The organism is Nocardia sp. NPDC049190 (genome assembly GCF_040648115.1).
Classification (GTDB): Bacteria; Actinomycetota; Actinomycetes; order Mycobacteriales; family Mycobacteriaceae; genus Nocardia.
Genome location: NZ_JBEZDE010000011.1, coordinates 164,121 through 190,354, shown reverse-complemented (window position 1 = coordinate 190,354; position 26,234 = coordinate 164,121). Strand labels below are relative to the sequence as shown.

General features: G+C 67.7%; 28 protein-coding genes. 5 read left to right on the top strand and 23 right to left on the bottom strand.

What is annotated here, in order from left to right; genetic code table 11:
- Positions 1–637: 637 nt before the first annotated feature.
- The 8 genes from AB0B25_RS13000 to hemL all read right to left on the bottom strand — a co-directional run bounded on the left by AB0B25_RS13000 (position 638) and on the right by hemL (position 9,039).
- Complete coding sequence (locus tag AB0B25_RS13000) at positions 638–1,900, bottom strand: helix-turn-helix domain-containing protein (RefSeq protein ID WP_357177743.1); 1,263 nt, start codon at positions 1,898–1,900, stop codon at positions 638–640.
- Positions 1,901–2,470: 570 nt separating this feature from the next.
- A complete protein-coding gene (gene ccsB, locus AB0B25_RS12995; RefSeq protein WP_357177740.1) occupies positions 2,471–3,430 on the bottom strand; it encodes a c-type cytochrome biogenesis protein CcsB in 960 nt (319 codons plus the stop codon).
- A gap of 2 nt (positions 3,431–3,432) precedes the next feature.
- Positions 3,433–5,112 carry a cytochrome c biogenesis protein ResB gene (locus AB0B25_RS12990; protein ID WP_357177737.1) on the bottom strand — a complete coding sequence of 560 codons (1,680 nt, stop codon included), beginning with the start codon at positions 5,110–5,112 and terminating at the stop codon, positions 3,433–3,435.
- Positions 5,109–5,957: a cytochrome c biogenesis CcdA family protein gene (locus AB0B25_RS12985; RefSeq protein WP_357177782.1), complete on the bottom strand. Its 849-nt coding sequence runs from the start codon at positions 5,955–5,957 to the stop codon at positions 5,109–5,111. Before AB0B25_RS12985 ends, AB0B25_RS12990 begins: the two co-directional genes overlap by 4 nt.
- 43 nt (positions 5,958–6,000) lie before the next feature.
- Complete coding sequence (locus tag AB0B25_RS12980; protein WP_357177734.1) at positions 6,001–6,258, bottom strand: hypothetical protein; 258 nt, start codon at positions 6,256–6,258, stop codon at positions 6,001–6,003.
- Positions 6,255–6,854 carry a TlpA disulfide reductase family protein gene (locus AB0B25_RS12975; RefSeq protein WP_357177779.1) on the bottom strand — a complete coding sequence of 200 codons (600 nt, stop codon included), beginning with the start codon at positions 6,852–6,854 and terminating at the stop codon, positions 6,255–6,257. The genes AB0B25_RS12980 and AB0B25_RS12975 overlap by 4 nt, the downstream gene beginning before the upstream one ends.
- Positions 6,855–6,898: 44 nt before the next feature.
- On the bottom strand, positions 6,899–7,516 hold the full coding sequence (locus tag AB0B25_RS12970; RefSeq protein ID WP_357070163.1) for a histidine phosphatase family protein: 618 nt from the start codon (positions 7,514–7,516) through the stop codon (positions 6,899–6,901).
- A 185-nt stretch (positions 7,517–7,701) separates the two neighbouring features.
- On the bottom strand, positions 7,702–9,039 hold the full coding sequence (hemL, locus tag AB0B25_RS12965; RefSeq protein WP_357177731.1) for a glutamate-1-semialdehyde 2,1-aminomutase: 1,338 nt from the start codon (positions 9,037–9,039) through the stop codon (positions 7,702–7,704).
- A 173-nt stretch (positions 9,040–9,212) separates the two neighbouring features.
- Here hemL and AB0B25_RS12960 point away from each other — a divergent pair, with 173 nt between their 5' ends.
- Positions 9,213–9,602, top strand: a complete 390-nt coding sequence (locus tag AB0B25_RS12960) for a hypothetical protein (RefSeq protein ID WP_357177728.1) — start codon at positions 9,213–9,215, stop codon at positions 9,600–9,602.
- 21 nt (positions 9,603–9,623) lie between these two features.
- Here the strand turns inward: AB0B25_RS12960 and AB0B25_RS12955 are convergent, their stop codons facing one another.
- The 5 genes from AB0B25_RS12955 to hemB form a co-directional block, all read right to left on the bottom strand.
- Entirely contained in the window at positions 9,624–9,845 is a 222-nt protein-coding gene (locus AB0B25_RS12955) for a hypothetical protein (RefSeq protein WP_357070006.1), read from the bottom strand.
- A gap of 317 nt (positions 9,846–10,162) precedes the next feature.
- A complete protein-coding gene (locus tag AB0B25_RS12950; protein WP_357177725.1) occupies positions 10,163–10,426 on the bottom strand; it encodes a hypothetical protein in 264 nt (87 codons plus the stop codon).
- Positions 10,423–10,905, bottom strand: a complete 483-nt coding sequence (locus AB0B25_RS12945) for a hypothetical protein (protein ID WP_357177722.1) — start codon at positions 10,903–10,905, stop codon at positions 10,423–10,425. The genes AB0B25_RS12950 and AB0B25_RS12945 overlap by 4 nt, the downstream gene beginning before the upstream one ends.
- A 326-nt stretch (positions 10,906–11,231) precedes the next feature.
- Positions 11,232–11,708: a hypothetical protein gene (locus AB0B25_RS12940; protein WP_357177719.1), complete on the bottom strand. Its 477-nt coding sequence runs from the start codon at positions 11,706–11,708 to the stop codon at positions 11,232–11,234.
- Positions 11,709–11,752: 44 nt separating this feature from the next.
- Positions 11,753–12,730 (bottom strand): porphobilinogen synthase, encoded by a 978-nt coding sequence (gene hemB / locus AB0B25_RS12935; RefSeq protein ID WP_357177716.1) that lies wholly within the window; start codon positions 12,728–12,730, stop codon positions 11,753–11,755.
- A 230-nt stretch (positions 12,731–12,960) separates the two neighbouring features.
- Here hemB and AB0B25_RS12930 point away from each other — a divergent pair, with 230 nt between their 5' ends.
- The 3 genes from AB0B25_RS12930 (at position 12,961) to AB0B25_RS12920 (ending at position 15,307) form a co-directional block, all read left to right on the top strand.
- Complete coding sequence (locus AB0B25_RS12930; protein WP_357177713.1) at positions 12,961–13,785, top strand: hypothetical protein; 825 nt, start codon at positions 12,961–12,963, stop codon at positions 13,783–13,785.
- A 1-nt stretch (position 13,786) separates the two neighbouring features.
- Entirely contained in the window at positions 13,787–14,878 is a 1,092-nt protein-coding gene (locus AB0B25_RS12925; RefSeq protein WP_357177710.1) for a tetratricopeptide repeat protein, read from the top strand.
- A 156-nt stretch (positions 14,879–15,034) separates the two neighbouring features.
- Entirely contained in the window at positions 15,035–15,307 is a 273-nt protein-coding gene (locus AB0B25_RS12920) for a hypothetical protein (RefSeq protein WP_357177707.1), read from the top strand.
- A gap of 174 nt (positions 15,308–15,481) precedes the next feature.
- On the opposite strand, the gene AB0B25_RS12915 is transcribed toward AB0B25_RS12920, so the two are convergent.
- The 5 genes from AB0B25_RS12915 to AB0B25_RS12895 all read right to left on the bottom strand — a co-directional run bounded on the left by AB0B25_RS12915 (position 15,482) and on the right by AB0B25_RS12895 (position 21,079).
- Positions 15,482–17,044: a bifunctional uroporphyrinogen-III C-methyltransferase/uroporphyrinogen-III synthase gene (locus tag AB0B25_RS12915; protein ID WP_357177704.1), complete on the bottom strand. Its 1,563-nt coding sequence runs from the start codon at positions 17,042–17,044 to the stop codon at positions 15,482–15,484.
- A gap of 147 nt (positions 17,045–17,191) precedes the next feature.
- On the bottom strand, positions 17,192–18,247 hold the full coding sequence (gene hemC / locus AB0B25_RS12910) for a hydroxymethylbilane synthase (protein ID WP_357177702.1): 1,056 nt from the start codon (positions 18,245–18,247) through the stop codon (positions 17,192–17,194).
- Positions 18,244–19,683 carry a glutamyl-tRNA reductase gene (locus tag AB0B25_RS12905; protein ID WP_357177699.1) on the bottom strand — a complete coding sequence of 480 codons (1,440 nt, stop codon included), beginning with the start codon at positions 19,681–19,683 and terminating at the stop codon, positions 18,244–18,246. The genes hemC and AB0B25_RS12905 overlap by 4 nt, the downstream gene beginning before the upstream one ends.
- Positions 19,680–20,582 (bottom strand): redox-sensing transcriptional repressor Rex, encoded by a 903-nt coding sequence (locus tag AB0B25_RS12900; RefSeq protein WP_357177696.1) that lies wholly within the window; start codon positions 20,580–20,582, stop codon positions 19,680–19,682. The genes AB0B25_RS12905 and AB0B25_RS12900 overlap by 4 nt, the downstream gene beginning before the upstream one ends.
- Before the next feature lie 236 nt (positions 20,583–20,818).
- Positions 20,819–21,079, bottom strand: a complete 261-nt coding sequence (locus AB0B25_RS12895; protein WP_357177693.1) for a glutaredoxin family protein — start codon at positions 21,077–21,079, stop codon at positions 20,819–20,821.
- A gap of 224 nt (positions 21,080–21,303) precedes the next feature.
- Here AB0B25_RS12895 and AB0B25_RS12890 point away from each other — a divergent pair, with 224 nt between their 5' ends.
- Positions 21,304–22,251: an HAD-IB family hydrolase gene (locus AB0B25_RS12890; RefSeq protein WP_357177690.1), complete on the top strand. Its 948-nt coding sequence runs from the start codon at positions 21,304–21,306 to the stop codon at positions 22,249–22,251.
- 64 nt (positions 22,252–22,315) lie between these two features.
- Here AB0B25_RS12890 and AB0B25_RS12885 read toward each other — a convergent pair whose 3' ends face one another.
- The 5 genes from AB0B25_RS12885 to proC all read right to left on the bottom strand — a co-directional run bounded on the left by AB0B25_RS12885 (position 22,316) and on the right by proC (position 26,232).
- A complete protein-coding gene (locus tag AB0B25_RS12885) occupies positions 22,316–23,344 on the bottom strand; it encodes a lysophospholipid acyltransferase family protein (RefSeq protein ID WP_357177687.1) in 1,029 nt (342 codons plus the stop codon).
- Entirely contained in the window at positions 23,341–24,402 is a 1,062-nt protein-coding gene (locus tag AB0B25_RS12880; RefSeq protein ID WP_357177776.1) for an NAD-dependent epimerase/dehydratase family protein, read from the bottom strand. Before AB0B25_RS12880 ends, AB0B25_RS12885 begins: the two co-directional genes overlap by 4 nt.
- Before the next feature lie 227 nt (positions 24,403–24,629).
- Positions 24,630–24,731 carry an AURKAIP1/COX24 domain-containing protein gene (locus AB0B25_RS12875; RefSeq protein WP_003402602.1) on the bottom strand — a complete coding sequence of 34 codons (102 nt, stop codon included), beginning with the start codon at positions 24,729–24,731 and terminating at the stop codon, positions 24,630–24,632.
- A 231-nt stretch (positions 24,732–24,962) separates the two neighbouring features.
- The gene (locus AB0B25_RS12870; protein ID WP_357177773.1) at positions 24,963–25,250 is read right to left on the bottom strand and encodes a helix-turn-helix domain-containing protein; all 288 of its coding nucleotides are present in this window, start codon (positions 25,248–25,250) and stop codon (positions 24,963–24,965) included.
- Between the two features lie 163 nt (positions 25,251–25,413).
- A complete protein-coding gene (gene proC, locus AB0B25_RS12865) occupies positions 25,414–26,232 on the bottom strand; it encodes a pyrroline-5-carboxylate reductase (protein WP_357177685.1) in 819 nt (272 codons plus the stop codon).
- Positions 26,233–26,234 lie beyond the last annotated feature (2 nt).

The window sequence follows — 26,234 nt, the reverse complement described above, 5'->3', positions numbered from 1 at the left end:
AGCGAGAGTAGTCCGCATAACGATCACGCCAACGGTGAATTACGACAAAGTGCGGCTTCATGACATCCTCGACACCTTCGAATGACTACAGCGATGTTTGGGACCGAAGTCGGGCGGGTATCAGGTGTTCGGGACCGAAGTCGGGCAAACATGACCGGCACGGCACTCGGGTAGGTCCGATACCTCGACAGCATGGAAAAGAATGGGAAGTGTTGCCGCGTGTGTTACGAGACAGGCAATGCCGATACCCCATCTGGGCCATACGGTTTCCGAAACAGTTGAACCCCGAAAACTTCGGAGGCTACGACACGGATAGAACGTGCCATTCCCGGTCATAGCCAGCGTGAATGGCATGTGAATCTGGTGGTCTCGGGTTCGGCTTTTCTGGCCGGCGATGCCGTCCTCGGCCGCACCATTACCCCCTACGCGGCGTGTTCGATGATGCTCTCCTTGCGCGGCCGAGCCGAAGCAGACGTGTCACACATTACGACGGCATCGCGATGGGAGCCATCGTGGATGCGCACGAAATACCGCATAGATTCGCAGCTATTTTTGTGCGTAGCGCACGGGAAGCGCTGGAGCACAGCGGAGTTGGTCGCGATCGGTACGGCAAACAGCCGCACATTCGCGTTGTCGGTCAGCCCGCCGGCGGTGAGCGCAGCACTGCCGCGCCCAGCCAGTGCGCGGCATGCAGCGCAAGTTGCAGGTCAAGGGTGCGTTCGCGGTGGCCGAAGGTATGCCCCGCCAATTCCAGCGCCTTCTGTACTCGGTACTGGATCGTGTTGCGGTGCACTGTCATTTCCTGTGCGGCCGCCATATAGCTGCGGTTGTTCGCCAGGAACACCCGCAAGGTTTCGCGGAGCCATAAGTTCCGCTGGTCATTCACGACCAGCTCGCCGAGGTATTCCGCCACGAATGCGCGAACCCGCTCCAGATCGCCCACCATCAACACGATCGAGGCCACCTGGGGATAGGAAACCACCCGCGGAGCATTGTCACCCGCGATCACCGCGACAGCGCGTGCACGGTCGGCCTGCCACATGCCGCGCCGGAAGCCCGCCAGGCCGGCAGCCGGCTCCGCGATCGCCACCCGCACCGGTAGGGCTTTCGCCGATACCGCGCGGTCGATTTCGGCCACATCGACCTCGACGCTGTCCGGGACCGACATCCACAGCCGCACTTCACCTTCGCCGGTCGGCACGGCCAGCGTCTGTTCGGAGCTGTTCAAAACTGTTGACAGTACGGCACGAAGGTCGTCCAGAACCGTCACCGCATCGTGCGACGAGACCGTCGAGTCCGACCACGCGGTAACGGCAACGTGGATGCCGGTCAACGAGTAGTCCAATATCATCTCGGCCCGGCCGACATCGGTCACCGATCCGGCAAGCACCTGCGCCAGCCATCGGCGACGCCGGCCGCTGCGACTGCTCACCCAACGGTCTCGTTCTCGGTCGTATACCGTCTCGACCTGCTCGCACACCCGGTCCGCGTAGCACGTCGTCCGGTTGACCAGTTGGATTATGGCGCACACGCTCTCCTTACCCGCCAGCTCCACCGCACACCGCATCAGAGAATCGGTGAACCGAGCATGACCGAGCCGATACGCCCGAAGCAGCGTCGACACCGGTATGTCTCGTTGAGCCAGTTCGCGGGCATACTCGAGCACACTGATGGGGGCCCGCACCTCGTCCTCCGGGGTGTCGTTTCGCATGAAATCCAGCACGGCCAGGACGTTCTCGGACGCGCCTGCGTCGAGCAGTCCGCGCATTCGCGAGTCGAGATCGAAGGTCCGAACCTGTGCCCGCATCACCGCGCAGAAGTCGCCGATCAGCCCCGCACGATTCCGAAAAACCTGTCGTACCACCGCGCGAACGATCTCGTCACCATTTTCGGCCCACACCCTTACCTCCCATCGCGTCACCAGCACGACGCGAAACCAGCAAACCGTACATCCGCCGGTGCGGCACCGGTGGCGGATTCGGCAGCGGTCGACGTCGAAAGGGGAATCTTCGCCCGGCGAGGGCGCCGGGCGCCGGGCGCCCACGGATGGTTTGCGCGGATGCGCGCCGGGTAGATGTGATCGCGACGATGCTCGCGCAGCAATGTCTTCCAACGATCACGGACAACAATGTCACGGCGGTAGCGAGAGTATGACTCTCTGGGCGGCTTTTTCGGCGGCCACTGACCATTGGCGGCGATAGCGCGAGTTGAATCCCGCGCCCGTGGCAACCGCGCGCTCCAGTCGCCAACCTGTTCTGTGCGCATGTCGAGGATGCGCGAACGGCAGGGCCAGGCCCTTCCTCTGCCCACGGTTGTCGACGGCCGATAGATCTACCTGCGGGAGTGGGTGCGGTTGGGATCGGTCACGGCGCCCGAGTGCGGAAGTTGCCGCGTACTCACTGCGTACCTACGATCGGACCGATGCGAGCGCGCAACTCGTCAGATGCGCGAATACGGAGGTCGAGCCCGATCAGTTCAGTCCCGCGTAGGAGTGCAGCCCACTGATCACCATGTTGATGATGAACAAGTTGAACAGCATCGCGACGAACCCCGCGACATTGATCCACGCCGCCCTGGTGTCGCGCCAGCCGGAGGTCGCGCGGGCGTGCAGATAGGCGGCGTAGAGGACCCAAGCGATGAAGGAGCAGGTCTCCTTCGGGTCCCAGCCCCAGAAGCGGCCCCACGCGGCCTCGGCCCAGATGGCGCCGAGGATGACGCCGGCGCCGAAGAGCGGGAAGCCGATGATGGTGGCCTTGTAGGCGAGGCGGTCGAGGGTGCGAGCGTCGGGTAGGCGACGGGCGACGATACCGAGGATGTTGGTCGACTCCTGGCCGTCGGGCTGGCGCAGGCGGTACAGGAAAAGCAGACTCGCCACGCCCGCGAACAGGAACACGCCGCTGCCGACGCTGACGATGGTGACGTGTACCGGCAACCAGAAGGACTTGAGCGCCGGCACCACGGGCGCGGCATCGGCGTAGAGCACGGTGCCCGCCAGAAACAGCAGGATCAGCACCGGCACGAGCAGGAAGACCCACATCGCGCGATAGCGCTGCTCGCGCAACAACAGCACCCCGACGAGCACGGCGGCGGCCGTCGCCATGGTGACGAACTCGTACATGTTGCCCAGCGGGAAACGATGGGCAGCGAAGCCGCGCAACACGATCGAGGCCACGTGCAGCGCGATGGCGACCATCAGCACCGAGAACGCGGTATTGCCCAGTCGCTCCGACAGCGACCTCGGTGCGGGCTCGGCGATCCGGCCCGGTCCCGACGGCGCGGCCCCCACCGCAACGAGTTCGCGCTCGGCCACCTGACGGCTGCGCGCTGTCGCGTACTGCCAGATCAGCAGCACCATGACCAGCGCGTACACCACGATCGCCGTTTTGAACGCGAAATCGCTGTATCTGGCGACGGTCTCGTCGATCGGCATGGTCACTCTCCCGTGGTTTCGGCGGCGCGCACCGTGGTGGTCGCGGTGGCATCGGGTTGCTCGCCGGACAGGCGCGCACGCAGCCGATCGAACTCACCGCCCCAGCCGGCCTGGTCGGTCCGCGCGAGCCCACCCATCTCTACTACAGTACGTCGTTGGTCAACGGTACCCGGCCTGTTCTCGGCCGGGTAGACCCGCACCCAGATCCGCCTACGCTTCACCAGCAGCGAGACCAGCAGACCCGCCATCATCAGCAGCGCGCTGACCAGCACCCACTGCTGTGCGGGATCGTGCGATACCTGCAGGTTCACGAACTCCTGCGCGCCGTCGAAGGTGACCTTGGTGCCATTGGGCAGGGTGGTCGACTCGCCCGGCCGGAGGTTCACCCTGGCCTCCTTGGCCAGCCGCCCCTGCTTGACCTGTTCGGGGTCCAGCGCGAACAGCGACTGCGGCTTGCCGGTGTCCAGACCGGTGTCGCCCCGATAGATGTCGACCGCGACGGCCGGGTCGTTCATCGCGGGGAACGCCGAACTCATCAGCGTCCCGTGGAACAGGGCAGTCGGCGCAAACAGGCCCTCGATCGCGATCTGATTCTTGCGGCGCTCCTCCTCGGTGGCGTACATGCCGCCGGGCGGGTCGATTCGCAATACGCCGCTGGACAAGAAGGTCGACGCGTCGTCGGGGCGCCACTGGATGGACTCGGTACGGGTCCGACCGCCGGGGAAAGTGACGGTGAAGGTCGGGGCGTAGCCGTGGCCCTGCAGGTAGAGCCGGTCGCCCGCGACCCGCAGCGGGTGGTTGACCTGCACCTGAGTATCGCGCCAAGTGTTCGTGCGCAGGTCCTCGCCCGCCTGATACGAGATACCCGCGGTGAACATCTCGGCTTGGCCGTTGGTCAGGTAGTCGGCTTTGAAATCCTTGACCCGCACACAGATCGGAGTCATCCCGGTGCCGTCGTTGACGTTGCCCGCCTTGAACGAGTCGAACACCGCGGGCGACGTGGTACAGAAACCGGGACCGTTGTTCGCCAGGACGATGACGGTGCCCTCGTAGCCGAACAGCTTGCCCGCCGCTATCGCGATCAGCAGCCCGACCAGCGCGAGATGGAAAACCAGGTTGCCGAGTTCGCGGGTGTAACCCTTCTCGGCCGACAACGCCACCTCACCGTCGCGCGTCCCCGGCCGGACCTCGGTGCGCCAGCGGCGCAACTGGGTGCGCGCGTGCGCGATAATTTCGTCCGGCGTTTGCGCGGTATCGCCCGAATAGTGGTGCGGGAGGCGGGTCAGGTTGCGCGGCGCCCGTACCGGTGGGGTACGCAACGCGCGGTAATGGTCGATCGTGCGTGGCAGGATACAGCCGACCAACGAAATGAACAGCAGCACATAGACGGCCGTGAACCAGAAGCTGGAGAACACGTCGAACAGCTCGAACCGATCCATCCACGGACCGAGCGTCGGCCGATCGGCGATGTACTGGACGACTTTCTGCTCATTGAGGCTGCGCTGTGGCAGCACCGCGCCGGGAATGGCGGCCACGGCGAGCAGGAACAGCAGCACCAGGGCGGTGCGCATGCTGGTGAGCCCGCGCCAGGTGTTACGCACGAACGCCCAGGCGCGTCCGAGTACGGATTGCCGCGGCGGCGGCGCGGCGGTTGCGGTCGCCGGATGGTCGGTCACGGTCATATCGGCAAGATCACCTCGGAAACGAACCCGTCGCGTACCCAGGCGACGAACTGGTCCCACGCTCCGGTGACCAAGGCAGCGCCGACCGCGACCAGCAGGATGCCCCCGGTGATCTGGATGGCGCGGGAATTACGGCGCAACCAGCCGACCCCGCGCAGCGCACTCGCCGACCCGAACGCCAAGACGACGAACGGCAGCCCGAGCCCGAGGCAGTAGGCGACGATCAGCGCGACGCCGCGCACGGCCGTCGTCCCGTCGGTGCCCGCCGCCACCGCCATCACGCCGGACAGCGTCGGGCCGAGGCACGGCGTCCAGCCGAGCGCGAACACCCCGCCGAGTAGCGGTGCGCCCACGATGCCGGTGAGCCGGCGTGGCTCTATCCTGGTGTCGCGTTGCAGCGCGGGAACAAGGCCGATGAACACCAGTCCCATCAGGATCGTGACCACACCGCCGATCCGTTGCAACAGTTCACGATTCACATTGAGCGTCTGGATGACACCGAACACCGTCGCGGTGGCGAGCACGAAGACCACGGTGAACCCGGTGACGAACAGTCCGGCGGCGCCGGCGACCCGCATCCGTCCCGCCCGCCGAGCAGCCGCGTCCGCGACAACAACTGAACCGGAGTGCGCCGCACCGCCTTTCGTGGCCTCCGCGACCGTCGCCGGTGGCGCCTCGGCGCCGACCAAGCCGGCCAGATACGACAGGTAACCGGGCACCAACGGCACGACGCACGGCGAGGCGAACGACACCAGTCCCGCGAGCACGCACGCGCCGAGCGCCAGCAGCAGCGGCCCGGAGGCCGCCGTCTGCTGGAACGACTCCCCGACACCGGCGAGCACCATCACCTGGCCTCCCCGGTTCGCGGCGACGCTGCGCGCTCGGGTCTCACACCGATTCCTCCTCGGGCGCCCGCTCGGCCGCTTGCCCGGCGCCATGCAGCAACGACACCTTCCGCTCGGTGCGGGCCGGCTGCTCGATGACGTCGAGCACGACGAACTCCAGTAGTGAATCGGCGGCGACGCTGCGCGGCACGCTGGCGATGCCCGCCCACCGGTCGTCGACGGCCCAGCCGCCACTGATTCGTCGGGGACCCTGCCGTGGCCGACAGGCACGCGGGTTACGGGTACGACGGTCGCGATTCACTGTGATTCCTCCGCGGCGAGACGTTGGACCACCGGCTGCAGATCCTCGGCGAGCAGGGACCGCAGAAAAACCGCGGCGACCCGGTGTTGCCGATCGAGGACGAGGGTGGTGGGGATGACACTGGTGGGAAAACTGCCGCCGAGCGCGAGCAGCGTGCGCATGGACGGATCGTAGATGGATGGGTAGCCGACCTTGTTGTCGACCACGAAGTCCTGGGCTTTGTCCTGTTGCGGGTCACGGACATTGATGCCGATGAACGCGACGCCCTTGTCCTTGGTCGCCTCGTAGACGGCTTCCAGAGCGGGCGCTTCGGCGCGGCACGGACCGCACCACTGGCCCCACAGATTGAGCACGACGACCTTGCCCACGTGGTCCTCGATCGAGGTGGTCTTACCCGCGGTCATCAAGTCGGCGCCCGCCAACCGGCCGATAGTGCCGCGCGCCGCTGGCGGGTCGTAGTGGATGTCGGTCTGGCCGCCGGGCGAGACGAACTCGAAGGTACCGCCGGATGCCACCGCGTCCGAACCGGTCGAACAGCCCGCGAGCGCGGCGATCAACGCCACGCACGCGAGCAGGACCGGTAGCACCCGCCGCATCGGCGTCATCGCCGCGGGCGGGGTGCCGGAGGAGGTGGGCCGGGTCATGCGCCGTGTACCGAAGGGTCCGAACCACCCGCGGGCTCGGAGTAGACGATGTCGACGAGTGTGTCGCCGTGGTAGACCAGCGAGGTCAGCGACGCGAGCGAGCACTGCCGGTGCCGTGGGTCGTGCCAGAGCCGCTGCCCCTGCAGGAACCGCCGCAACGTCCATACCGGCAGCTGATGCGATACCAGCACCGCCTCGCGACCGGCGGCCTCGACCCGCGCCTTGTTCACCGCGGCCAGCATGCGATGCGCTATTTGCAGATACGGCTCGCCCCAGGAGGGGGTGAACGGGTCGCGCAACTTCCACCAGTGCCGTGGTTTGCGCAACGCGCCGTCGCCGACCGAGACGCGCAACCCTTCGAAGGTGTTGCCGGCCTCGACGAGGTTCTCATCGGTCCGCACGATCAGGTGGTGCGGTGTGGCGATCGGCTCGGCGGTCTCCTGCGCCCGCTGTAGCGGGGACGCGATCACCAGGGCGATGTCGTGATCGGCCAGTGCCCGCGCGACCGCACCAGCCTGCGCCCGGCCCGCCACCGAGAGGCTGAAGCCGGGCAACCGCCCATAGAGGATCCCGTTCGGGTTGTGCACTTCGCCGTGTCTGAGCACATGCACGATCGTCTCGACCGGCGCGGTGCCCGCGTCGTGTCCCGGCTCGCCGACCCGCGCCGGGCTGTCGGCGGGCGCAGCGGTGTCGCCGTGGACAGGATCGGCGCTCGAGTCGGCGGGACCGGGCTCGGCGACGCCGGTGCTGGGCTTGGTCAGCTCACGCTGGGCGGCATCAGGCTGATCGAGATCGGGGCTCACGCGCGGGATCCTTCGGGGGTGGCGGCCGCGGCCGCGTGTGCGGCGGCGGGCAGGGCGGCGGCAATACGGTCGAATTCGTTTTCGTCGAGCGCCGCGGAGACGAACCACGCCTCGAACGCACTCGGCGGCGCGTACACGCCGCCGTCGAGCAGAGCGTGGAAGAACGCTGGATAGCGCCAGGTGTGGCTCGCTTTGGCGGCGGCATAGTCGGTGACCGGGCGCTCGGCGAAGAACACGCTCACCATATTGCCCGCGAACTGGACCTGATGCCCGACCCCCGCTTCGGTCAGCGCCTCGCGGAACAAACCGCCGAGCCGTGCCGCATTGCGGTCGAGCGCGGCGTAGACGGCGTCGTCGGCCGCACGTAACGTGGCGAGCCCCGCGGCCACCGCGACCGGATTACCCGACAGCGTGCCCGCCTGGTAGACCGGGCCCAACGGGGCGAGGTGGTTCATGATCTCGGCGCGACCGCCGAACGCTGCGGCGGGCAGGCCGCCACTCATCACCTTGCCGAAGGTGTAGAGATCACCCGCGACGCCCTCGCGGCCGAACCAGCCCCCGCGGCTGACGCGGAACCCCGTCATCACCTCGTCCATGACGAGCAGCGCGCCGTACTCGGCAGTGAGTGCGCGCAATCCCGCGTTGAACCCGGGCAGCGGCGCGACCGCACCCATGTTGCCTGCCGCGGCCTCGGTGATCACGCAGGCGATCTCACCCGGCTGCGCGGCGAACGCCGCAGCCACGGCATCGAGGTCGTTGTAAGGCAGCACCAGGGTGTCGGCGGCTTGGGCGCCGGTGACGCCGGGCGAGGTGGGCAGCCCGAGCGTCGCGACGCCGGAGCCCGCGTCGGCGAGCAGCGCGTCGACGTGACCGTGGTAGCAGCCGGCGAACTTGATGATCTTGGTGCGGCCGGTGTAGCCGCGGGCGAGCCGGACCGCGCTCATGGTGGCCTCGGTACCGGAATTCACCAGACGCACCCGCTGCACCGGCTCGACCCGGTCCACGATGGCCTCGGCGAGTTCGACCTCGGCCTCGGTCGGCGCACCGAACGACAATCCGTCGACCGCCGCGCGTCGCACTGCCTCGACAACGGCGGGGTGCGCGTGTCCGAGGATCATCGGCCCCCATGAGCACACCAGGTCCACGTACTCGTTGCCGTCGACGTCGACGAGCGTGGCGCCGTGGGCGGACGCGATGAACCGCGGGGTGCCGCCGACGGATCCGAAGGCCCGCACCGGAGAGTTGACGCCACCCGGAATCAACGAACTCGCCCGGTCGAAGAGTTGAGCGGAAACCGGCACCGATGCACTGGTCACGCGCGGAGAAGAACTCACGTCACTCAGTCTCTCAGCCCCCGTGAAACCGCCCGACGACAGGGTGTAGTGGAGTGACTCAGGCCGCAACGAGTCGGCAACACGCCGATGCGGTGTTTGCGCGGATATAGATCGCTGGCTGATTGCCGGTGCGTACTGTCGGGAAACATTGTCCATCGGCTGGGAGGGTCTGCATGCGGATTGCCATCGTCAGCGCGGCTACGCTAACCGCGGTCGTCGGCGCCATCGTGACGCTGGGCGCCGGTTCGGCCGGCGCCGTCGAACCGATCGAGCAACTCGACCAAGGGCGCATCGGCGTTCGCCTGAACCACGCAGAAACCAAAGCGCTGGCCGGTGGGCCGATTCCCGCGCTGGTCACCATGGTCGTCCCGCTCGACCGGATCGGCGCGGGCCTGAAGAGCGACACCGCGATCTACCGCGATCACAATGGTGGCGTGCATGCCTCGCTCCGCCAGGTGATGCTCGAGGCGGCGAACCGACCGGACGGGACGATCACCCTGTACCTGAACGCCCCCGGCACCCGCGACGGCCGCGTGCTGGATATTTACCAGAACTGGGGCTGAGCGGGCGCCGACGGCCGCCCGTCAGGTGTACATGCAGGGCGCCTGCGCCGAAATGGTGTGCAGGTGGCACATGAATGCGTTGTACGGGCCCGCGGAACCCGAGTCCGGCACGAGGATCGGTGCATCGATGGAGGTCGGGTCCTCCAGCGCAAGACCCGGATTCGCGCCCGCGGGCGCTGCCCCGATTCCGAGGGCGGCGGCCACGGCAAACGCGGCAGAGATCTTGACAGCGAACCGGTTCATCACACACATTCCTTCATCGAAGCATTTCCAACTACGGCCGAAATACTAACGGCCGCAAAAAGATTCCCCACAACTCGCGATCGACGAGCTGCACGCCCGAGCCGACGCGTGGCGCGGTTGCACGGTACCCCGGCGCGGGTGGCGCCGCGATTCGACGGTGCGAGGCCCGGTGCTGCCGAGCCAGCAGGCGCCGACTCCGATGACCACCAGGCGCAGGAGGACGTGTGGCCCCTACGTCAGCGGCGCGGGCGGGGTAGCCGCGACCAGATGTCCTCGGGTTCGACGCGAACGAACAACCCGGTCGGCCTGATCACCAGTCAACGTCCGGTTTCAGCTGGTCCGCGGAGTCCGTCCACCAGTCTGGCCGTCGCGTCGACCGCGAACACACCGGCCACCGTGACGAGCACCGCGGCCAGCAGCAACCAGGGCGCGAGGTACCGGATAGCGGCGAATCCGGGCGAATCGCCGAACGGCGCGAAGTCGGTGACGTGGATGCCGCTGCGCCAACTCAGCCCCGCCCCCGCCAGCGCGAGCACGATCACACCCAGTTCGACGATCACCGCGATGATCCAACGCCTCAACGGTCCGCTCCGTCCTCGCTTCGATACACAACCTGGGTCAACGCCGCACGCAGGGCCTTGTGATCCTTGGCCCACGCCTGCACCGAGGTGCCATCGGTCAGCCGCAGCCCGATGCCGGTGCGGCGGCGCGGCACACCGGTCAACTCACCGAGCACTCTGGCCGACTCCCACTCCGCATCATTCCAGGTGTCGTCGTCGCGCTCCGGGAAGACCTCGGCGATCGAACTCAGCAGCACCGATTCGGTGCCTTCCCGAAGCGTCGTTCCGGTGAGTTCGACACTGACATGCCGCCTACCCGCGACCACTTGCAGCGCAACGAAACCGGCGATCAGACCGGCGCAGAAGACGAGGGCGAACCAGTGCACCGAACTCCCCGTGACGAGTTCGAGAAGCAGAATGCCAAGGCATAGAGCCGGCCCGTAGGACACGACGTGCCAGCGCGCGCCCGGTTCGGCGAACAGGGTGGTCGCATCGGTCACGCCGGACACACCACGGCAAGGCACAGCCGCACGCGAGAAAGCAGAATCAGCGAGTCAGGCCGGGCAGTAGCAGTACGCCCACGGTGAGTATCCCGAACAGGATCAGCAAGCTCAAGATGGCCAGATCCCGCCGAATACCGTGCGGCTGCTGGATCACCACGCGCATCGATGCCTCCGATCCTCCGGAGCCTGCCGCCGACTTCCCTCGCGCAAACGCAAAACACCGCCTGAGCAGCGACTACCGGTTCCCGTTGTCTGCTGTGACAACCCTCACGATACCTCCCGAGCCGTTTCCGACAAACCAGGAACCTGTTCCGCCCAGCGGTTCACCGCTGATTCGAGTGGAGATACGCGGTGGACTCCGGACGGTGCGAGAGATAGATCGCTCCGACCGCAAGTACGGCCTGCACGATCGCGGCGGCGCCCGCTATCAGTGACGCTGTACCGGTCACCGCGTCGATCGCGAACAGCGCGCCGACGCCGAGCACTACGATCCAGGTGCCCAGGACCGTCAAGACGGTGCGGGCCCAGAGCTTGCCGCGCGCGAACTGATGCACGAGCGCCACCGCGAGCGCGGCGACACCGAGCCCGATCAGCACCACGACCACATACACCAGCGTCACCATCAGCTCCGCACTCGCCATCGTGACCTGCGGATTCTGCGCCTTGGCTTGGTCGAAGACCTCCTTGGCGAAGATGTGCCGCTGCGGCAGCGCCGCGGTGATCGACGCGATCAGTTGCACGACGCCGAATCCGACCACACCCCACCACACATGCCGCGCGGTGCCGACATCCACCGGCATCGGGGCCCTGGTGGGTCGCGCACCGGGCGGTCCCGGCATATTCGTCACGACAACCAGTGCGCGGCCTCGGTCGCCCAATAGGTGAGCACGATGTCCGCGCCCGCCCGGCGGATCCCCATCAGCGACTCGAGCACAGCGCCGCGGCGATCGATCCAGCCGCGCTCGGCGGCGGCGGTGATCATCGCGTACTCCCCCGAAATCTGATAAGCGGCGACCGGGACGGTCGAGCGATCGGCGACATCGCGCAGGATGTCCAGGTATGACATGGCCGGCTTCACCATGACGATATCCGCGCCCTCGGCCAGGTCCAGATCCAGCTCGCGGATCGACTCCCGACGATTGGCCGGGTCCTGCTGGTAGGTGCGACGGTCACCTTCCAGGGACGACGCGACGGCCTCGCGGAAAGGCCCGTAGAACGCCGAGGCGTATTTCGCGGCGTAGGCCAGGATGCCGGTATCGGTGCGTCCGACCGCGTCCAGTCCGCGCCGGATCGAGCCGACTTGGCCGTCCATCATGCCGCTGGTGCCGAGCAGGTCGGCGCCCGCGTCGGCCTGAGCGAGGGCCATGTCCACGTAGCGGTCCAGGGTCGCGTCGTTGTCCACGGTGCCGTCGGGAGCGAGCACGCCGCAATGGCCGTGATCGGTGAACTCGTCCAGACAGGTGTCGGCCATGACCACGGTGGAATCGCCTACCTCATCGGCGAGCGCACGCAGGCCGCGGTTGAGGATGCCTTGCGGATCGCTGGCCATACTGCCGATGGCGTCCTTGTCCGCCGGACGCGGCACCCCGAACAGCATGAGGCCGCCGACACCTGCCGCGACCGCCTCGACGGCGGCTTTGCGCAGCGAATCCAGCGAATGCTGCACGACCCCCGGCATCGAGCTGATCTCGCGCGGTTCGGCCAGACCGTCTGCCACGAACATCGGCAACACCAATTGCCGTGGTTCCAGTGTTGTTTCGGCCACGAGACGACGCAGCGCGGGGGTACGCCGTAACCGCCGCGGGCGGTCCATTCCGGTCATGAATCGCACGATACGCCCCGGTCGGATCGACTGTCGCGAGCACCCAGCGCCGGCGGTGTCGGCGCGGGGCAGCTGACCCGGGGCGGTGATCGTGTCGCGCCGAGATCGGCAGGGCGGGCAGCGGTCGTCGAGACCGTACGCGGTCCGGCCGGTAATGGTGCGGAAATCGCACATCCGGCGCAGGTCGAAGGCGCATACTCCCACTGAGGCGAGACCCCCTGGGGGACAGCATGACCGATCCATACATCGATATCTCGCTGGCCAGAGCCGCCGACTTCGAGTCGTGGGCGGCGGCCCTGCTCTCGGAATGGTGGCCGGTGCTGACCGGCGGCCTACCTCCGCCCGCCACCACGCTGCGGGCTTGGCGGGCCACCGATACCCAGGCCACCGATCACACCGCGCAGGTCTTCCGGGTCGAGTTCGTCGCAAGGCAGTTCGCCGAGCCCGGCGTGATGCGCCACGCGCATGCCGCCTTCGGCGCCCTCGGTATGCCTCCCGACCGCCGCGAACTGGCGCGTAGCAGCGGCAGTCACCTGGTCGGCAGCACCGAGGACGTCATCGTCGGGTTACGTTTTTCCGGCATCGCGCACACCGTTTTCGTGCGACTGCAGAGCAGGCCGTGTCAAGTGGCGCCGGGGGCAGGCGCCTTGCTGCTGAGCCGGGCCGAGGCGGAGCTACCGTTCCCGAATACCACCACCGGGCCGCTGGACGTGCGGGTGGCCCGCAACAACGCGCGGCACCTGCTCACCGGCCATGGCGCGAAATACGCGACCCCGGCGGACCCGTTGCAACTCGGGCCGCCGCAACAGGTCGTCGACCTCGGCTGGGCTTTCCTCTTTCCCTGGTCCACCATGTCCTGGTATACCCACGGCGTGCTGCCCACGCTTCCACCGGGCACCCGAGGACCGATCGTGGTCGTCAAGGACTCCGGCCACACCTGGCTGCTGAACAGCCTGAGCAGCTTCGACGCGCAACTCACCACGTACGCGCGCGACCGCGGGTACCCGGTCACCCGTCCGGGATCCGAAACGACCGGACGCAACCAGGGACGATGACATGACCGAGCCGATCGATCCGCCGACTGTGGCGGAGGTCCTGCGTGCCCGCCTGCATTGGGACACCGACCCGCGCCGCGCCGGAATGTTGCACACCACGCTGCACGGCTGGCCGCTCTCGCTGCGGATGACCGCCGAGTCTCCGAGGCCGCCGGTCTACACTTTGCTGGTTCCCGGTGCGCAACCCCACGACATCGACGCTCTCCCCCCGACCTGGACGCTGACCGCCGGACCGTCTTGGCCGAGCGACGCTGAACCCGCATCGGATCACGACGCGCGGCACGCGAACGCCGGACCGCCGGCCGAGGTCGAGCTCGCCGCCATGGAGCGGCGCGCCGAGGCGCTGTGGGACGCGGGCGACGCGGCCGGCGCCGAACTCTGGCTGCGCCGCGCCGCCGCGGGCGGCAGCGCGGGCGCCATGACGACACTCGGCACGCTGTTGGGCGCCGATGGACGGATCGGCGAAGGAATGCGCTGGCTGGAGACCTCCGCCGCACGCGGTAGTGAGTTGGCGGGCCAGCAACTGGGCCTCTTGCATTTGGAGCGCGGAAATCTCGACGAGGCCGAGCGATGGTTGCGGCCCGCGGCCGAACTCGGACTGCCCGAAGCACTCTGCAATATGGGAGTGCTCGCCAATCGGCGAGGCCGTAACGACGAGGCCGAGCACTGGTACGAACGCGCGGTGCGCGCCGGAAACCCCACGGCCATGCGCAGTCTCGGCCTGCACGTGGCGCGCCGCGGCGCCTTCGACCACGCGATCGACCTACTCACCGAGGCGGTGCGCCGAGGAAGGGCCGATGCGATGGCGGTGCTCGGCGCCCTGCATCTCGACCGAGGCGATCGGATCGAGGGCGAACGGTGGCTGCGCAGGGGCGCGAGCGCGGGCGACCCGGACTCGATGTTCCACCTCGCGCTGTTTCTGCGCGAACAGAGCACCCCTTTCCTCGCCGGCGATCTCGCCGACCCGGAGGTGCACTACGCCGCCGCTACCGCCACCGACCGGACGCCGGCGCACCAGGAGGCGAAACAGTGGCTCGAACGCGCCGCCGCACTCGGCCATCCTCAGTCGCTGCGGCTGTTGCACGACCTCTGAGCACCCGCCGTCAGGTGTCTGAGCAGCCCCGCTGTCAGCTGGTCACAACCCTTGTGAGCGGCAGTTTTGTCGGTGCCACACGGTAGAATCGAAGGTACGTTCGAGGGGGCTCTCTGCCACACCGGACAGCCCCCGATCGCCACGGGAGGGATACCAGTGCGTACACCGACAACCGTTCTCATCGACCGCCCCTATGCCCCACTGCAGAAGCGCCCGCTGCCCGCGGGGCGTCCGCGCGCGTGGTACATCATGCACAACCGCCGCCTGAAGGCGATGCGCCTGGCGATCGCCCTACTCGACTCGGGCGTCTACGCCCCGAGTTACGCCACCGACAAGCGGATCCGCCACACGGCCGAAGTAATCGGCATTCGCCCGCCGTCCTCGGCCACCTGCACCATGGTCCGCACCCTGATGCGCAAGCGGCACTGACGCCGGGCAGGGCGCTCAGCGGCCGGTACCAACCACCAGAGAAAGCCACCGACCTGACGGGAGTGGCGCTTTCTCCGGTGGTCCATCCGGCCTCGAAACATGCTGCCGGACGGCGCGATTCGGTCGGCATCGAACCGCGCCGCGGCTGGGCCGGGTCGCTCGAACAACCACGGGTCAGCGGCTACGGCGACTCTTCTTGCGAGGCGGCGGCAACAGACCTTCGGCACGAAGACGAGCAGCGTGCTCGGCCAGCGCCTCCACCAGAGGACCGACCTGAGCCGCCTCGGGCTGGACGTCGACGCGCAAGCCGAACTCGATGGCGGTTTCGGCGGTTTTGGGACCGATACACGCCACGATGGTGCGGGCATGCGGCTTGCCCGCGATGCCGACCAGGTTGCGCACGGTGGAGGACGAGGTGAACAAGACCGCGTCGAAGCCGCCGGTCTTGATCATCTCGCGCGTCTCCGCTGGCGGCGGCGACGCGCGCACGGTCCGGTAGGCCGTCACGTCGTCGATCTCCCAACCACGATCCCGCAGGCCCTCCGCCAACGTCTCGGTGGCGATGTCCGCGCGGGGCAGCAGCACCCGGTTCACCGGATCGAAAACGTCGTCGTACGGCGGGAAGTCGGCAAGCAGGCCCTCGGAGGACTGCTCTCCGCTGGGCACCAGCTCGGGGTTGATACCGAACGACCGCACCTTGTCCGCGGTGGCCTCGCCGACGCAGGCGATTTTCACACCGGAGAACGCCCGTGCGTCCAGACCGAACTCGGCGAACTTCTCCCACACCGCGCGCACCGCGTTGGTGGAGGTGAACACCACCCACTGGTAGCGCCCATCGACCAGGCCCTTGACCGCGCGCTCCATCTGCGCCGGGCTGCGCGGCGGCTCGACCGCGATGGTCGGCACCTCGATCGGGATGGCGCCGTGCGTCACCAGCCGCTCGCTCATCTCGGCGGCCTGATCCTTGGTACGTGGCACCAGCACGGTCCAGCCGTACAGCGCGCGAGACTCCCACCACGACATCTTCGAGCGCTGCGCGACCACCTTGCCGATGGTCACCACCAGCGGACCGACCAGCTCGGAGGCCGCGCTGTTCAACGTGGCCAAGGTGGCCTCGATGGTGCGCTGCTGGCGGGTGGTGCCGCGCACCGTCACCGCGACCGGGGTCTGTGGCGCCATACCGTGCTCGACCAAGGCGCTCGCGGTTTCGGCCAGATGCCCGGAGGTCGCGTGCAGCACGAGTGGACCGGGAGCGGCCGCCAGTGCGGCCCAGTCGACCTCCCCGCGCACGTCGGCCTCGGTGTGCCCGGAGCCGAGCGCGATACCCGCGTAACTGGGGACCGCCGACCCGTTGGGCAGACCGGGCAGCACTTCGAAGACCATATGCGACCGGGTGACGGCATTGACCTCGGTGATCACCGAATCGGTGGTGAGCGGGTCCCCGGCGACCACGCGGACCACGTCGTGTCCGTTGCGCGCCTCGGCGATCAACGTCTTGGCGACCTCGGCGGGTTCGCCGAGCGCTGGCCGGACATCGACCGGGCGCTCGCCGTCGGGGCCCGGCTCGACCGCGGCACCGATCAGGGCGAGCACGCCTTTGTCGACGTCGGGGTCGGTGAACGCCAGCGTCGCCCGCCCGATCACCTCGCGGGCCCGCACGGTCAGCAGCGCTGGGTCACCGGGACCCGATCCGACGAAGATAATCCGACCGGGGTGCTTCTTGGTGGCTCGGCTCATGCTGTGTCCTTCCTGGCATGAGCGGAACCCTCCGTGGTCACGCTCCGCTGCCGCCTCCGGGTTTGACCACTCATGCCGGCACCTCGCTTGCGCTCGTCTCCGGCATGCCCGAAGGCAGGGTGCCTATGATTCGCTCGCTGCGCTCGCTCATTGGCTGTTCTCCATTGGGCTGGGGTTGGGCAAGTCTGTGGCGGGCGAACTCACCGCCTGCGTGCGGGGACCGTCGCCCGAGTCGACGGCGAGAAGGTCGCGCGCGCCCATATCGAGCAACTCGCGAGCCAGCGCACGGCCGAGCTCCACCGCCTCCGCGGGGGCGCCGACCACCGACGCCCGCAGCACATCGGACCCGTCGACGGCCGCCGCGCACGCGCGCAGCGAGAGCTCGTCCAGGATCCGTCCTTCCTCGTCGAGCGACTCGACGACCTCGGCGAGCGCACCGATCGGCGCGGTGCAGCCTGCCTCGAGCTCGGCCAGCAGCGCACGCTCGGCGAGTACCGACGCGCGGGTGGCCGAGTCGTCCAGACCGGAGAGGATCTCGATGAGCGCGTCGTCGTCACTGCGGCATTCGACCGCCAGTGCGCCTTGCGCCGGGGCGGACAGCATCTGCACCGGCTCCAGTGCCTCGGTCACCGCGTCCAGCCGCTCGATCCGGGCCAGGCCGGCCCTGGCCACCACGACGGCGTCCAACTCTCCCTCGCTGACCTTGCGCAGCCGGGTGTCCAGATTGCCGCGCAGCGGCACGACATCCAGGCCCAGCCCCAACGCCCGCAACTGTGCCGCGCGCCGCGGTGCGGACGTGCCGACCTTGGCTCCCGCGGGCAGCTCGCCGAGCACCAGCCCGTCCCGCGCCACCAGGGCGTCCCGCGGATCCTCGCGGGGCGGGATAGCGGCGATGATGAAGCGTGGGTCCTGCGCGGTCGGTAGGTCCTTGTAGGAATGCACCGCGATGTCGATCGCACCGGCGGCCAGCTCGTCGCGCAGCGCGGAGGTGAACACGCCGACGCCGATCTGCTGCACCGGATCCGACGACAGGTCACCGGCAGTCTTGATCACGACCAGCTCGGCGGGATGCCCCGCGGCGACCAAAGCGTCGCGCACCGTGCCCGCCTGGGTGAGCGCGAGCAGACTTCCTCTAGTGCCGATCCGCCACGGCGCACGTGCGCTGCGCACGGTCACGTTGCCTTCCTCGTGCACCATGGTCATGCCATCTGCCCCTGTTCCTCGCCGTGATGTCCGGCGGTGAAGTCGTCGGCCAAGGCGATCTCGCCGTCAGCCAGTGTCAAGTCGGCGCGCCCGGTGGGGAGCGCGGCGATCTCCATCGGTGCGGCGACCGCCTGCGCGGCACCGGGTTTCAGCTCGAACAGCTCGCGCAGCGCCTCGGCGTAGCTGTCCCCGCCCGGCGTGGAAGCCAGCTGCTTCACCCGCACCGTCGGCGCGTGCAACAGCTTGTCGACCACGCGGCGCACAGTACGGGCGACCTCGTCACGCTCCGGGTCGGCGAGACCGGGTAGCCGCGAATCCAGGCGGAGCAGTTCGGCCTCGACCACCTCCGCGGCGCGCTGGCGTAGCGCGGCGACCGTCGGGGTGACCTCCGCCATCCGCTGGCCGGCGAAATACTTGGCGAGTTCGTCGGCCACGATCGAGCGCGCGGCCGCGGTGTCGTCAGCGGCAGCGCCCGCCGCGGGATCGCGCTGCAATGTCTCGATGTCGATGACCGTGACGCCGGGCAAACCGGCCACGGCGTGCTCGACATCACGGGGCAGGCCGAGATCGCAGAACACCAAAGGTCGCTCGACAGCGGCGAATTCACCACGCTCACGTTCGGTGAGCGCCCGATGGGTGTCGGCGAGGGTCACCACCGCACCGACCGCGCCGGTGCAGGTGATCACCACATCGGCCGCGGCCATCGCCTCGGTCAGCCGCGACAGCTCTCTCGCGTCGGCCTCGACGCCGTACGTGCGCGCGGTCTCGGCAAGCCGGCGCGCCCGCGCCATGGTGCGGTTCAGCACGATGATCCGGCCGATCCCCGCGCGCGACAGATGCGCCACCGCCAGGCTGCCCATGGCGCCGGCGCCGACGACGACGGCGGTCCGCCCGGCCAGCGGGCCGAGTACGTGCTGGGCGCGGTCCAGCGCTACCGACACCACCGACGCGCCCGCTCGATCGATACCCGTCTCGGAGTGCACTCGCTTACCGACCCGCAACGCGTGCTGCGCGAGTTCGTGCAGGGTCCGCCCCACCGCCTGCTGCGCGTCGGCGGAGGCATAGGCGCCGCGGATCTGGCTGAGCACCTGCTGTTCGCCGACCACCATCGAGTCGAGCCCACTGGCCACCGCGAACAAGTGCTCGGCGGCGGCTTCCGAGTAGCGGACATAGGCGTGCTTGGTCAGATCGGGAAGCGGTAGTCCGGAATGCTTGGTCAGCAGGTCGCCGACCTCGGCGAGGCCGCCGTGAAAAGCGTCGACCACCGCGTAGACTTCGACGCGATTGCAGGTGGAGACGATCATCGCCTCGGAAACGTGACTCGAGGAGAGCAAGCGATCGATGAGCTTGGGCCGATCCGTATCGGTGACCGCCACCTTCTCCAGTACCGCTACCGGCGCGCTGCGGTGCGAGATGCCGACGAGCAGAATGCTCATGCCCGTGCCTCGCTCTCGCTCGGCACAGCCGTCCGCGCCACACCGTGCTGGTTGATTCGCTCGCTGCGCTCACTCATGGTGTGACCACCGATCCCTTGCTGCTTGGCTCCGTTGCCGTATGCGGGGTTGCCGAGTGTCTGAGTGCCCGCTGTGTTGCCGTCGGGGTGCGGGAGATGGCGGGCGATGCGCCCGGACCCGGCATGCACCACCTCGGGTAACGGAGCCGGTTCGCCGTTGCGCACCCGCTCGAACGACAGCATCTGCATTTCGACGGCCAGATCCACCCGCCGGACCTCCACCGTCGCCGGAGCGACCAACTCGCAGGGCGCGAAGCTCAAAATCGACTGCAGTCCGGATTCGACCAGCCGGTCGCACACGTCCTGCGCCGCGTCGTCGGGAACGGTGATCACCGCGATGGTCGGCGCCAGGGCGGCGACCGCCGACGGCAGTTCGGCGACATCGCGCACCACCAGACCCGCCACCGACATGCCGATCACGTCCGCGTGGTTGTCGAACATGCCGACCACGGTGAACCCGCGCCGCTGGAACCCGCGGTAGCCGACCAAGGCACGGCCCAGATTGCCCGCGCCGACCAGCACGACGCGATGGCCCTCGGACAGACCGAGCACATCCTCGACCCTCGACCGCAGCTTGGCCACGTCATAGCCGACGCCACGGACACCGTTGGGCCCGAGGAACGACAGATCTTTGCGCAACTTGGCCGAATTGACACCCGCCGCGACAGCCAGTTCCTCACTCGATACGATGGCCACACCGTCGTCGGCCAACATGGCGAGGACCCGGAGATAGGTGGCCAACCGCGCGACGGTGGCCTGCGGGATGTCCTTCTGCAGAGCCCTGCCGGAGACGCCGCCCGGCGTCTCATGCTGCTCTGTCACGTCGTCGGCTCCTCGTTCCGGCCTCTTGGGCGCCGGCTCGTCGCTCGACCTCTGACCCGGGACGGTCCGGTGCCACGGTCGAAGTTTCGGATTTCAGGTCGGCTCCGCATCCTGGGTATGCGGGTCACGTGCCACCACCGTAACTGCTTGTGAAGCCCTGCACAAAGTCGGTGAAGTTGGCCTCATTTTCCGCCGCGACCAGCACAGCGGCCGAAACGGGTAGTCAACGGCGCCCCTCAGCGCTTCAGGTCCGCCCGCAGTCGGGTCTCATCGACGTCGAAATAGCTGTGTTCACGGCCGTCGAGAAGCACGACAGGAAGCCGGTCTCCGTATTCCGCGCGCAGGCCAGGGTCGGCAGCGGCGGCTTCGTCGACGTCCACGGTCCCCGGCTCGATGCCGAATTCGGCGCAGATCGTCCGCAGCTGCTGCCACGCGATCACGCACAATCCGCAGCCCGCTCGTGTCAGCAATATCACCGAATGTGTGGGATGAGTCATGAGAGATATTTAATCGGGCGCTCCCGCACCCCGAAGGCGACGCACACCGCTTCGCCATTGTGTCGCGCGCCGCCTTCTGCCGTGACTGTCGGCGGATCCGGTTACTGTGGACGTGATTCGCGCGACGGGCGGAGGTACTGGTGCCGGAACAATCGAGGGTGGCTAAAGCCGGATTCATTGCGGGACGGTTCGGCGAGTTTCCGGCACGGTGGAATCTGAGCCACATGGGTCAGGGTCTGCAGGATCAGCTCGCCCGCATCTCACGCAGCCCGTTCGGGCCGAGCGAAGAGGAATTGCGCGCCAACCTGGCCGGTGAGGCGAGCGCGGACGCGGCATTGACGCTGCACGACGCAGAACTGGCCGCCGGGGAAGTGGAGACGCCCCGTCCGGAGGCGCCGAGCGATCTGACCGCAGCGGCGTTCTTCGATGTCGACAACACCATGGTGCAGGGCGCGTCGATCGTACATTTCGCCCGCGGCCTGGCCGCGCGCAAGTACTTCAAGACCTCCGATCTGGTGGACGTCGCGTGGAAACAGGTGAAGTTCCGGGTCACCGGTAAGGAGAACAGCACCGACATGGCCAGCGGCAAGGAGAAAGCGCTGGCGTTCATCGCCGGGCGTCCGACCACCGAACTGGCCGCGCTCGGCGAAGAGATCTACGACGAGATCATCGCCGACAAGATCTGGCCGGGCACCCGCGCGCTGGCGCAGATGCACTTGGACGCGGGCCAGCAGGTCTGGCTGGTGACCGCGACGCCGGTCGAGTTGGCGCAGGTGATCGCGAAGCGCCTCGGCCTCACCGGCGCGCTGGGCACCGTGGCCGAAAGCGTGGACGGGAAGTTCACCGGGCGCCTGGTCGGTGACATTCTGCACGGTCTCGGCAAGGCACACGCGGTGCGCACACTGGCGATTCGCGAGGGCCTCAACCTCAAGCGGTGCACCGCGTACTCCGACAGCCACAACGACGTGCCGATGCTCTCGCTGGTCGGCACCGCGGTCGCGATCAACCCGGATTCGGATCTGCGCGAAGTGGCCAAAAACCGAGGCTGGGAGATCCGCGACTTCCGCACCGGGCGCAAGGCCGCCAAGATCGGCGTGCCGACCGCGCTCGCCCTCGGCGCCGCCGGCGGCGCCGTAGCCGCCGCGGTCACCCGACGACGCGACAACACTTAGACCCTTCCACCACCGCACACGACCCCGAGCCGGACAAGCGCGCTCGCCCAGCCGACGACATTCCTCACCCGGTGAAAGCGTTGCGGCGTTTGGTGAGCAGTTTGTACAGCGTCTGCTGAATGGTCTCGCGTACCTGGTCGGTGACCTCGAACATGGTCATCGGGTCGTCAGCCGCTTCGGGCTCGTAGCCGCTGGTTGGGATCGGGGCGCCGAACTCGATGTACCACTTCGACGGCAGCGGCACCGCACCGAGCGGACCGAAATGCGGGAACAGCGGTGTCACCGGAAAATACGGTAGGCCGAGCAGCCGGGCCAGCGGCTTCAGGTCGGCCAGCTTCGGGTAGATCTCCTCGGAACCGACGATGGAGCACGGGATGATCGGTACGCCGGTGCGCACCGCCGCGGCGACGAAACCACCGCGACCGAAGCGCTGCAGCTTGTAGCGGTCGGCGAACTGCTTGCCGACGCCCTTGAATCCTTCGGGAAAAACGCCGGTCAGCTCGCTGGAGCGCAACAGTCGCTCGGCGTCCTCACGGCAGGCCAAGGTATGGCCCGCCTTGCGGGCGAGCACGCCGAGCACCGGCATCTCGAAGATCAGGTCCGCGGCGAGCAGGCGTAACGCGCGCTGTTTCGGATGCCGGTCGTGCACCGCCAGTTGCAGCATCAGACCGTCCAGCGGCACGGTGCCCGCGTGGTTGGCGACGATCAACGCGCCACCCGTCTCCGGGATGTTCTCCATCCCGTTGACCTGCACCCGAAACCACAGGTCCGAGATCGGGCGCAGCACCGGAAGAACGACCGATTCGAGCAGGTGCTCGTCGAACCCGAATTCGTCGACTTGGTACTCGCCGGAGAGCCTGCGGCGGGCGAACTCGGCGGTCTTGCCGATCTGCTTGCCGACCGCGCCGCGCACCAGGCTCGACAGCGATTGCGGTGCGGGCGGCTCGACGGAGGTAAGACGTTCCGTCAGCGATGTCACCCGACCCGACCCGGACACGCCCGACGAGACCTCGGGCCAGCGCCGCGGGATCGGCCGTTGGCGCGGCTCGATCTGCACATCGTGCAGGGGAATGACCTTCGCTACATCGTTCATTGCTGAGCTCCCGTACCGGCCCCGAGCAGGCCGAGCAGTTTGTTTTCTGCGGCGTCGATCCATGCTGGATCGACTACGGGCCGCAACGCTGCGCCCCCGATGAAGTCGTCGAACGCCTGCACCGTCGTCCAGCGCGGCACGAACCCGAGTTCGGCGCGCATTCGCGTGGTGTCCAGACCACAACCGAAATGGAAATAGTCGAGCTGCTCCCCAGAGAACTCGCGCATCACCGGGCCCATCAACAGCCGGCCCGCGGTGCGGAACACGGTGAACGGCACCGGCAACTCGACCCGGCCCGTCCGTCGAACTGCCTGTGACAGCGACAGCGCGCCGTCACCTGCGATGTTGTAGGTGCCGCTGCGCGTGGTCCGCGCGGCGAGGGTGAGCGCCGCTATGGCGTCCTCCTCGTGCAACAACTGCATTCTGGCATCCCGGCCGAAAACAGTAGGCGTTACCGGCGAACGCAGATATTGCACCCCACGACTGGCCAGCCGCGGACCCACGATCGGAGCGAATCGCAAAATGGCTGTCGCGATATCCGGCCGTCGTCGCGCAAGCCCGCGCACGAAGCCTTCGATTTCGATCATGTCGCGCGCGAACCCGCCGCGCGGCGGCGTGCGCGCGCTCATTTCCTCGGTGAATTTCGCGGGGTCCTTCGCACTGCAACCGTAGACCGCCGATGACGAGCGCACCACGACCCGGCGCACCGACATCGCCTTCTGGCACACCGCGAACAGCTGCATGGCGCCGAGGACGTTGAGATCTTTCATCACCGCGCGACCGCCGCCCGCCGGCGGGCGGGCCAGCGTCGCGGCGTGCACCACGGTGTCCACCGCCGCACCATCGATCACCCTACGGATCAAGGGATTTCGAATATCCGCGCGGACGAACTCGGCGCGACCCATGCGTCGCCGCAGGTCACGTCCGGGGGTCATGGTGTCGACCGCGAGAATGCGGTCGATGTCGGGTTCCTTGGCAAGCTTGGCGACGACGTTACCGCCGAAGAACCGGCTGGCTCCAGTGACCAGCACGACCTTCGGCGTCTGCCCATCCCGCATGTCAGAGTCAGAACCCACCGGCACCGCTTCCCACCTTGCCAGCCCCCATTGGTGTTATTCCGTTCCCAGCGTAGCTGGTGCGTTCCCCCTGTCCGAGAGTATTAACCAGGATCTAACGATGACTTCAGTCACGCGATACATTCTGCGATTTAAAAATTTCGAATTTCAGACAAAAAGGCCCGCCACCTATTGGTGACGGGCCTTCGCAGCTATCGGGCAGCGATGCCTTACTTGCCGAGTTTGCGCCGCTGGACACGCGTGCGGCGAAGCAGCTTGCGGTGCTTCTTCTTCGACATGCGCTTGCGGCGCTTCTTGATCACAGAACCCATAGGGTTGTCCTCGCGTTCTCTCTACTCGGCGCGCACGCTCTCACCGTGCGCGATTGCCGGACGTCCGTCCGCCTAGGCGCCCCGGTCCACCGACCGAGGTCGCTCGGCAAGCCTCACGCCCTGTGTCCGCGCCGCCGGATACCACGGGGCACCCGACAACGGTGCCACCGGCGGGCGAACACGAACCGAGGAGCTATCGTACCGGCACGTCCGGCCGCTACCGAATCCGCCTCATCCGGCATCGAAGTAGGACGTCTCCAGATAGTCGTGTACCGCTTTGGCATGCACTCGGAACGATCGACCGACCCGAACGGCGGGCAACTCACCGGAATGCACGAGCCGGTAGACCGTCATCTTGGATACCCGCATCAGACTCGCCACTTCGGCGACGGTGAGGAACTGGGTGCCGCCGCCGAGCCCGGATTGGCCCTGGGATCCTGACCCACTCTGCGATCGGGAACTCCCCCGGCCACTCGAGGGGCCGGAGCCGCCGGACGCTCCTGAACTATTTACAGACATCTTGTTCGAAGACATCATTGCACCATTGACCTCCGGCACGTCCGCGCCGCCAGCTTCCCCACCGGCGGTACAGACACGCACGTGCTCCTAGAAGCTTAGCGGGACCAGTGGTGTTACTGCGACGGGAGTGAGAAATCATCTTTCCCAATCCGAAACCGACCAGTCACTCCGCTGAAGTGCCCTGTTCAACCGACCGTTGCTTGGCCGCGACGAGCGCCTCCAGGAACGACGAGCGCACTCCGCCGCGCTCCAGTTCGCGCATCGCCGCCGCGGTGGTGCCTGCGGGCGAGGTCACCGCGGCGCGCAGTTCCGCGGCCGTCTGGCCGGATTCGTCCAGCAGCGCGGCGGAGCCGATCATCGTCTGCACCACGAGCTGGGTGGCCACATCCCTGGTGAGCCCGAGTCCCACACCAGCGTCCACCATGGCCTCGACGACCAGGAAGAAATACGCGGGCCCCGAACCGGATACCGCGGTGACCGCGTCCATCTGCGTCTCCGCGACGGTCACGACCTTGCCGACCGCGGCGAGCAACTCGCTCACCAGATCCAGGTGTTGCGGTCGGGCGTAACGTCCCGGCGCGATCACACTCATGCCCTGCCCCACCAGCATCGGAGTATTCGGCATCACCCGGACCACCGGAAAACCGGCGGGCAACTTGCCCTCCAGCCGTGCCGTCGGCACCCCCGCCGCCAGCGAAACCAGCACCTGGTCGCGGTCGTTGCCGAGTTCGGCCTTGCCCAACGGCGCGAGCACGGCGTCGACGTCGCCCGGCTTCACAGCGATCACCAGCAGGTCCGCGCCCACAGCGGCATCGGCGAGATCGTCGGTGACCCGCACACCGAATCGATCGGCAATCTGATGGGCCCGTTCTTGGTGGGTCTCCACGACGACCAAGTCCTTGCTCAGCCGTCCGGATTCCAGCAACCCGGCGATCAACGCCTCCCCGATGCGTCCGCCACCGATCACTGCGATTCTCGTCATGG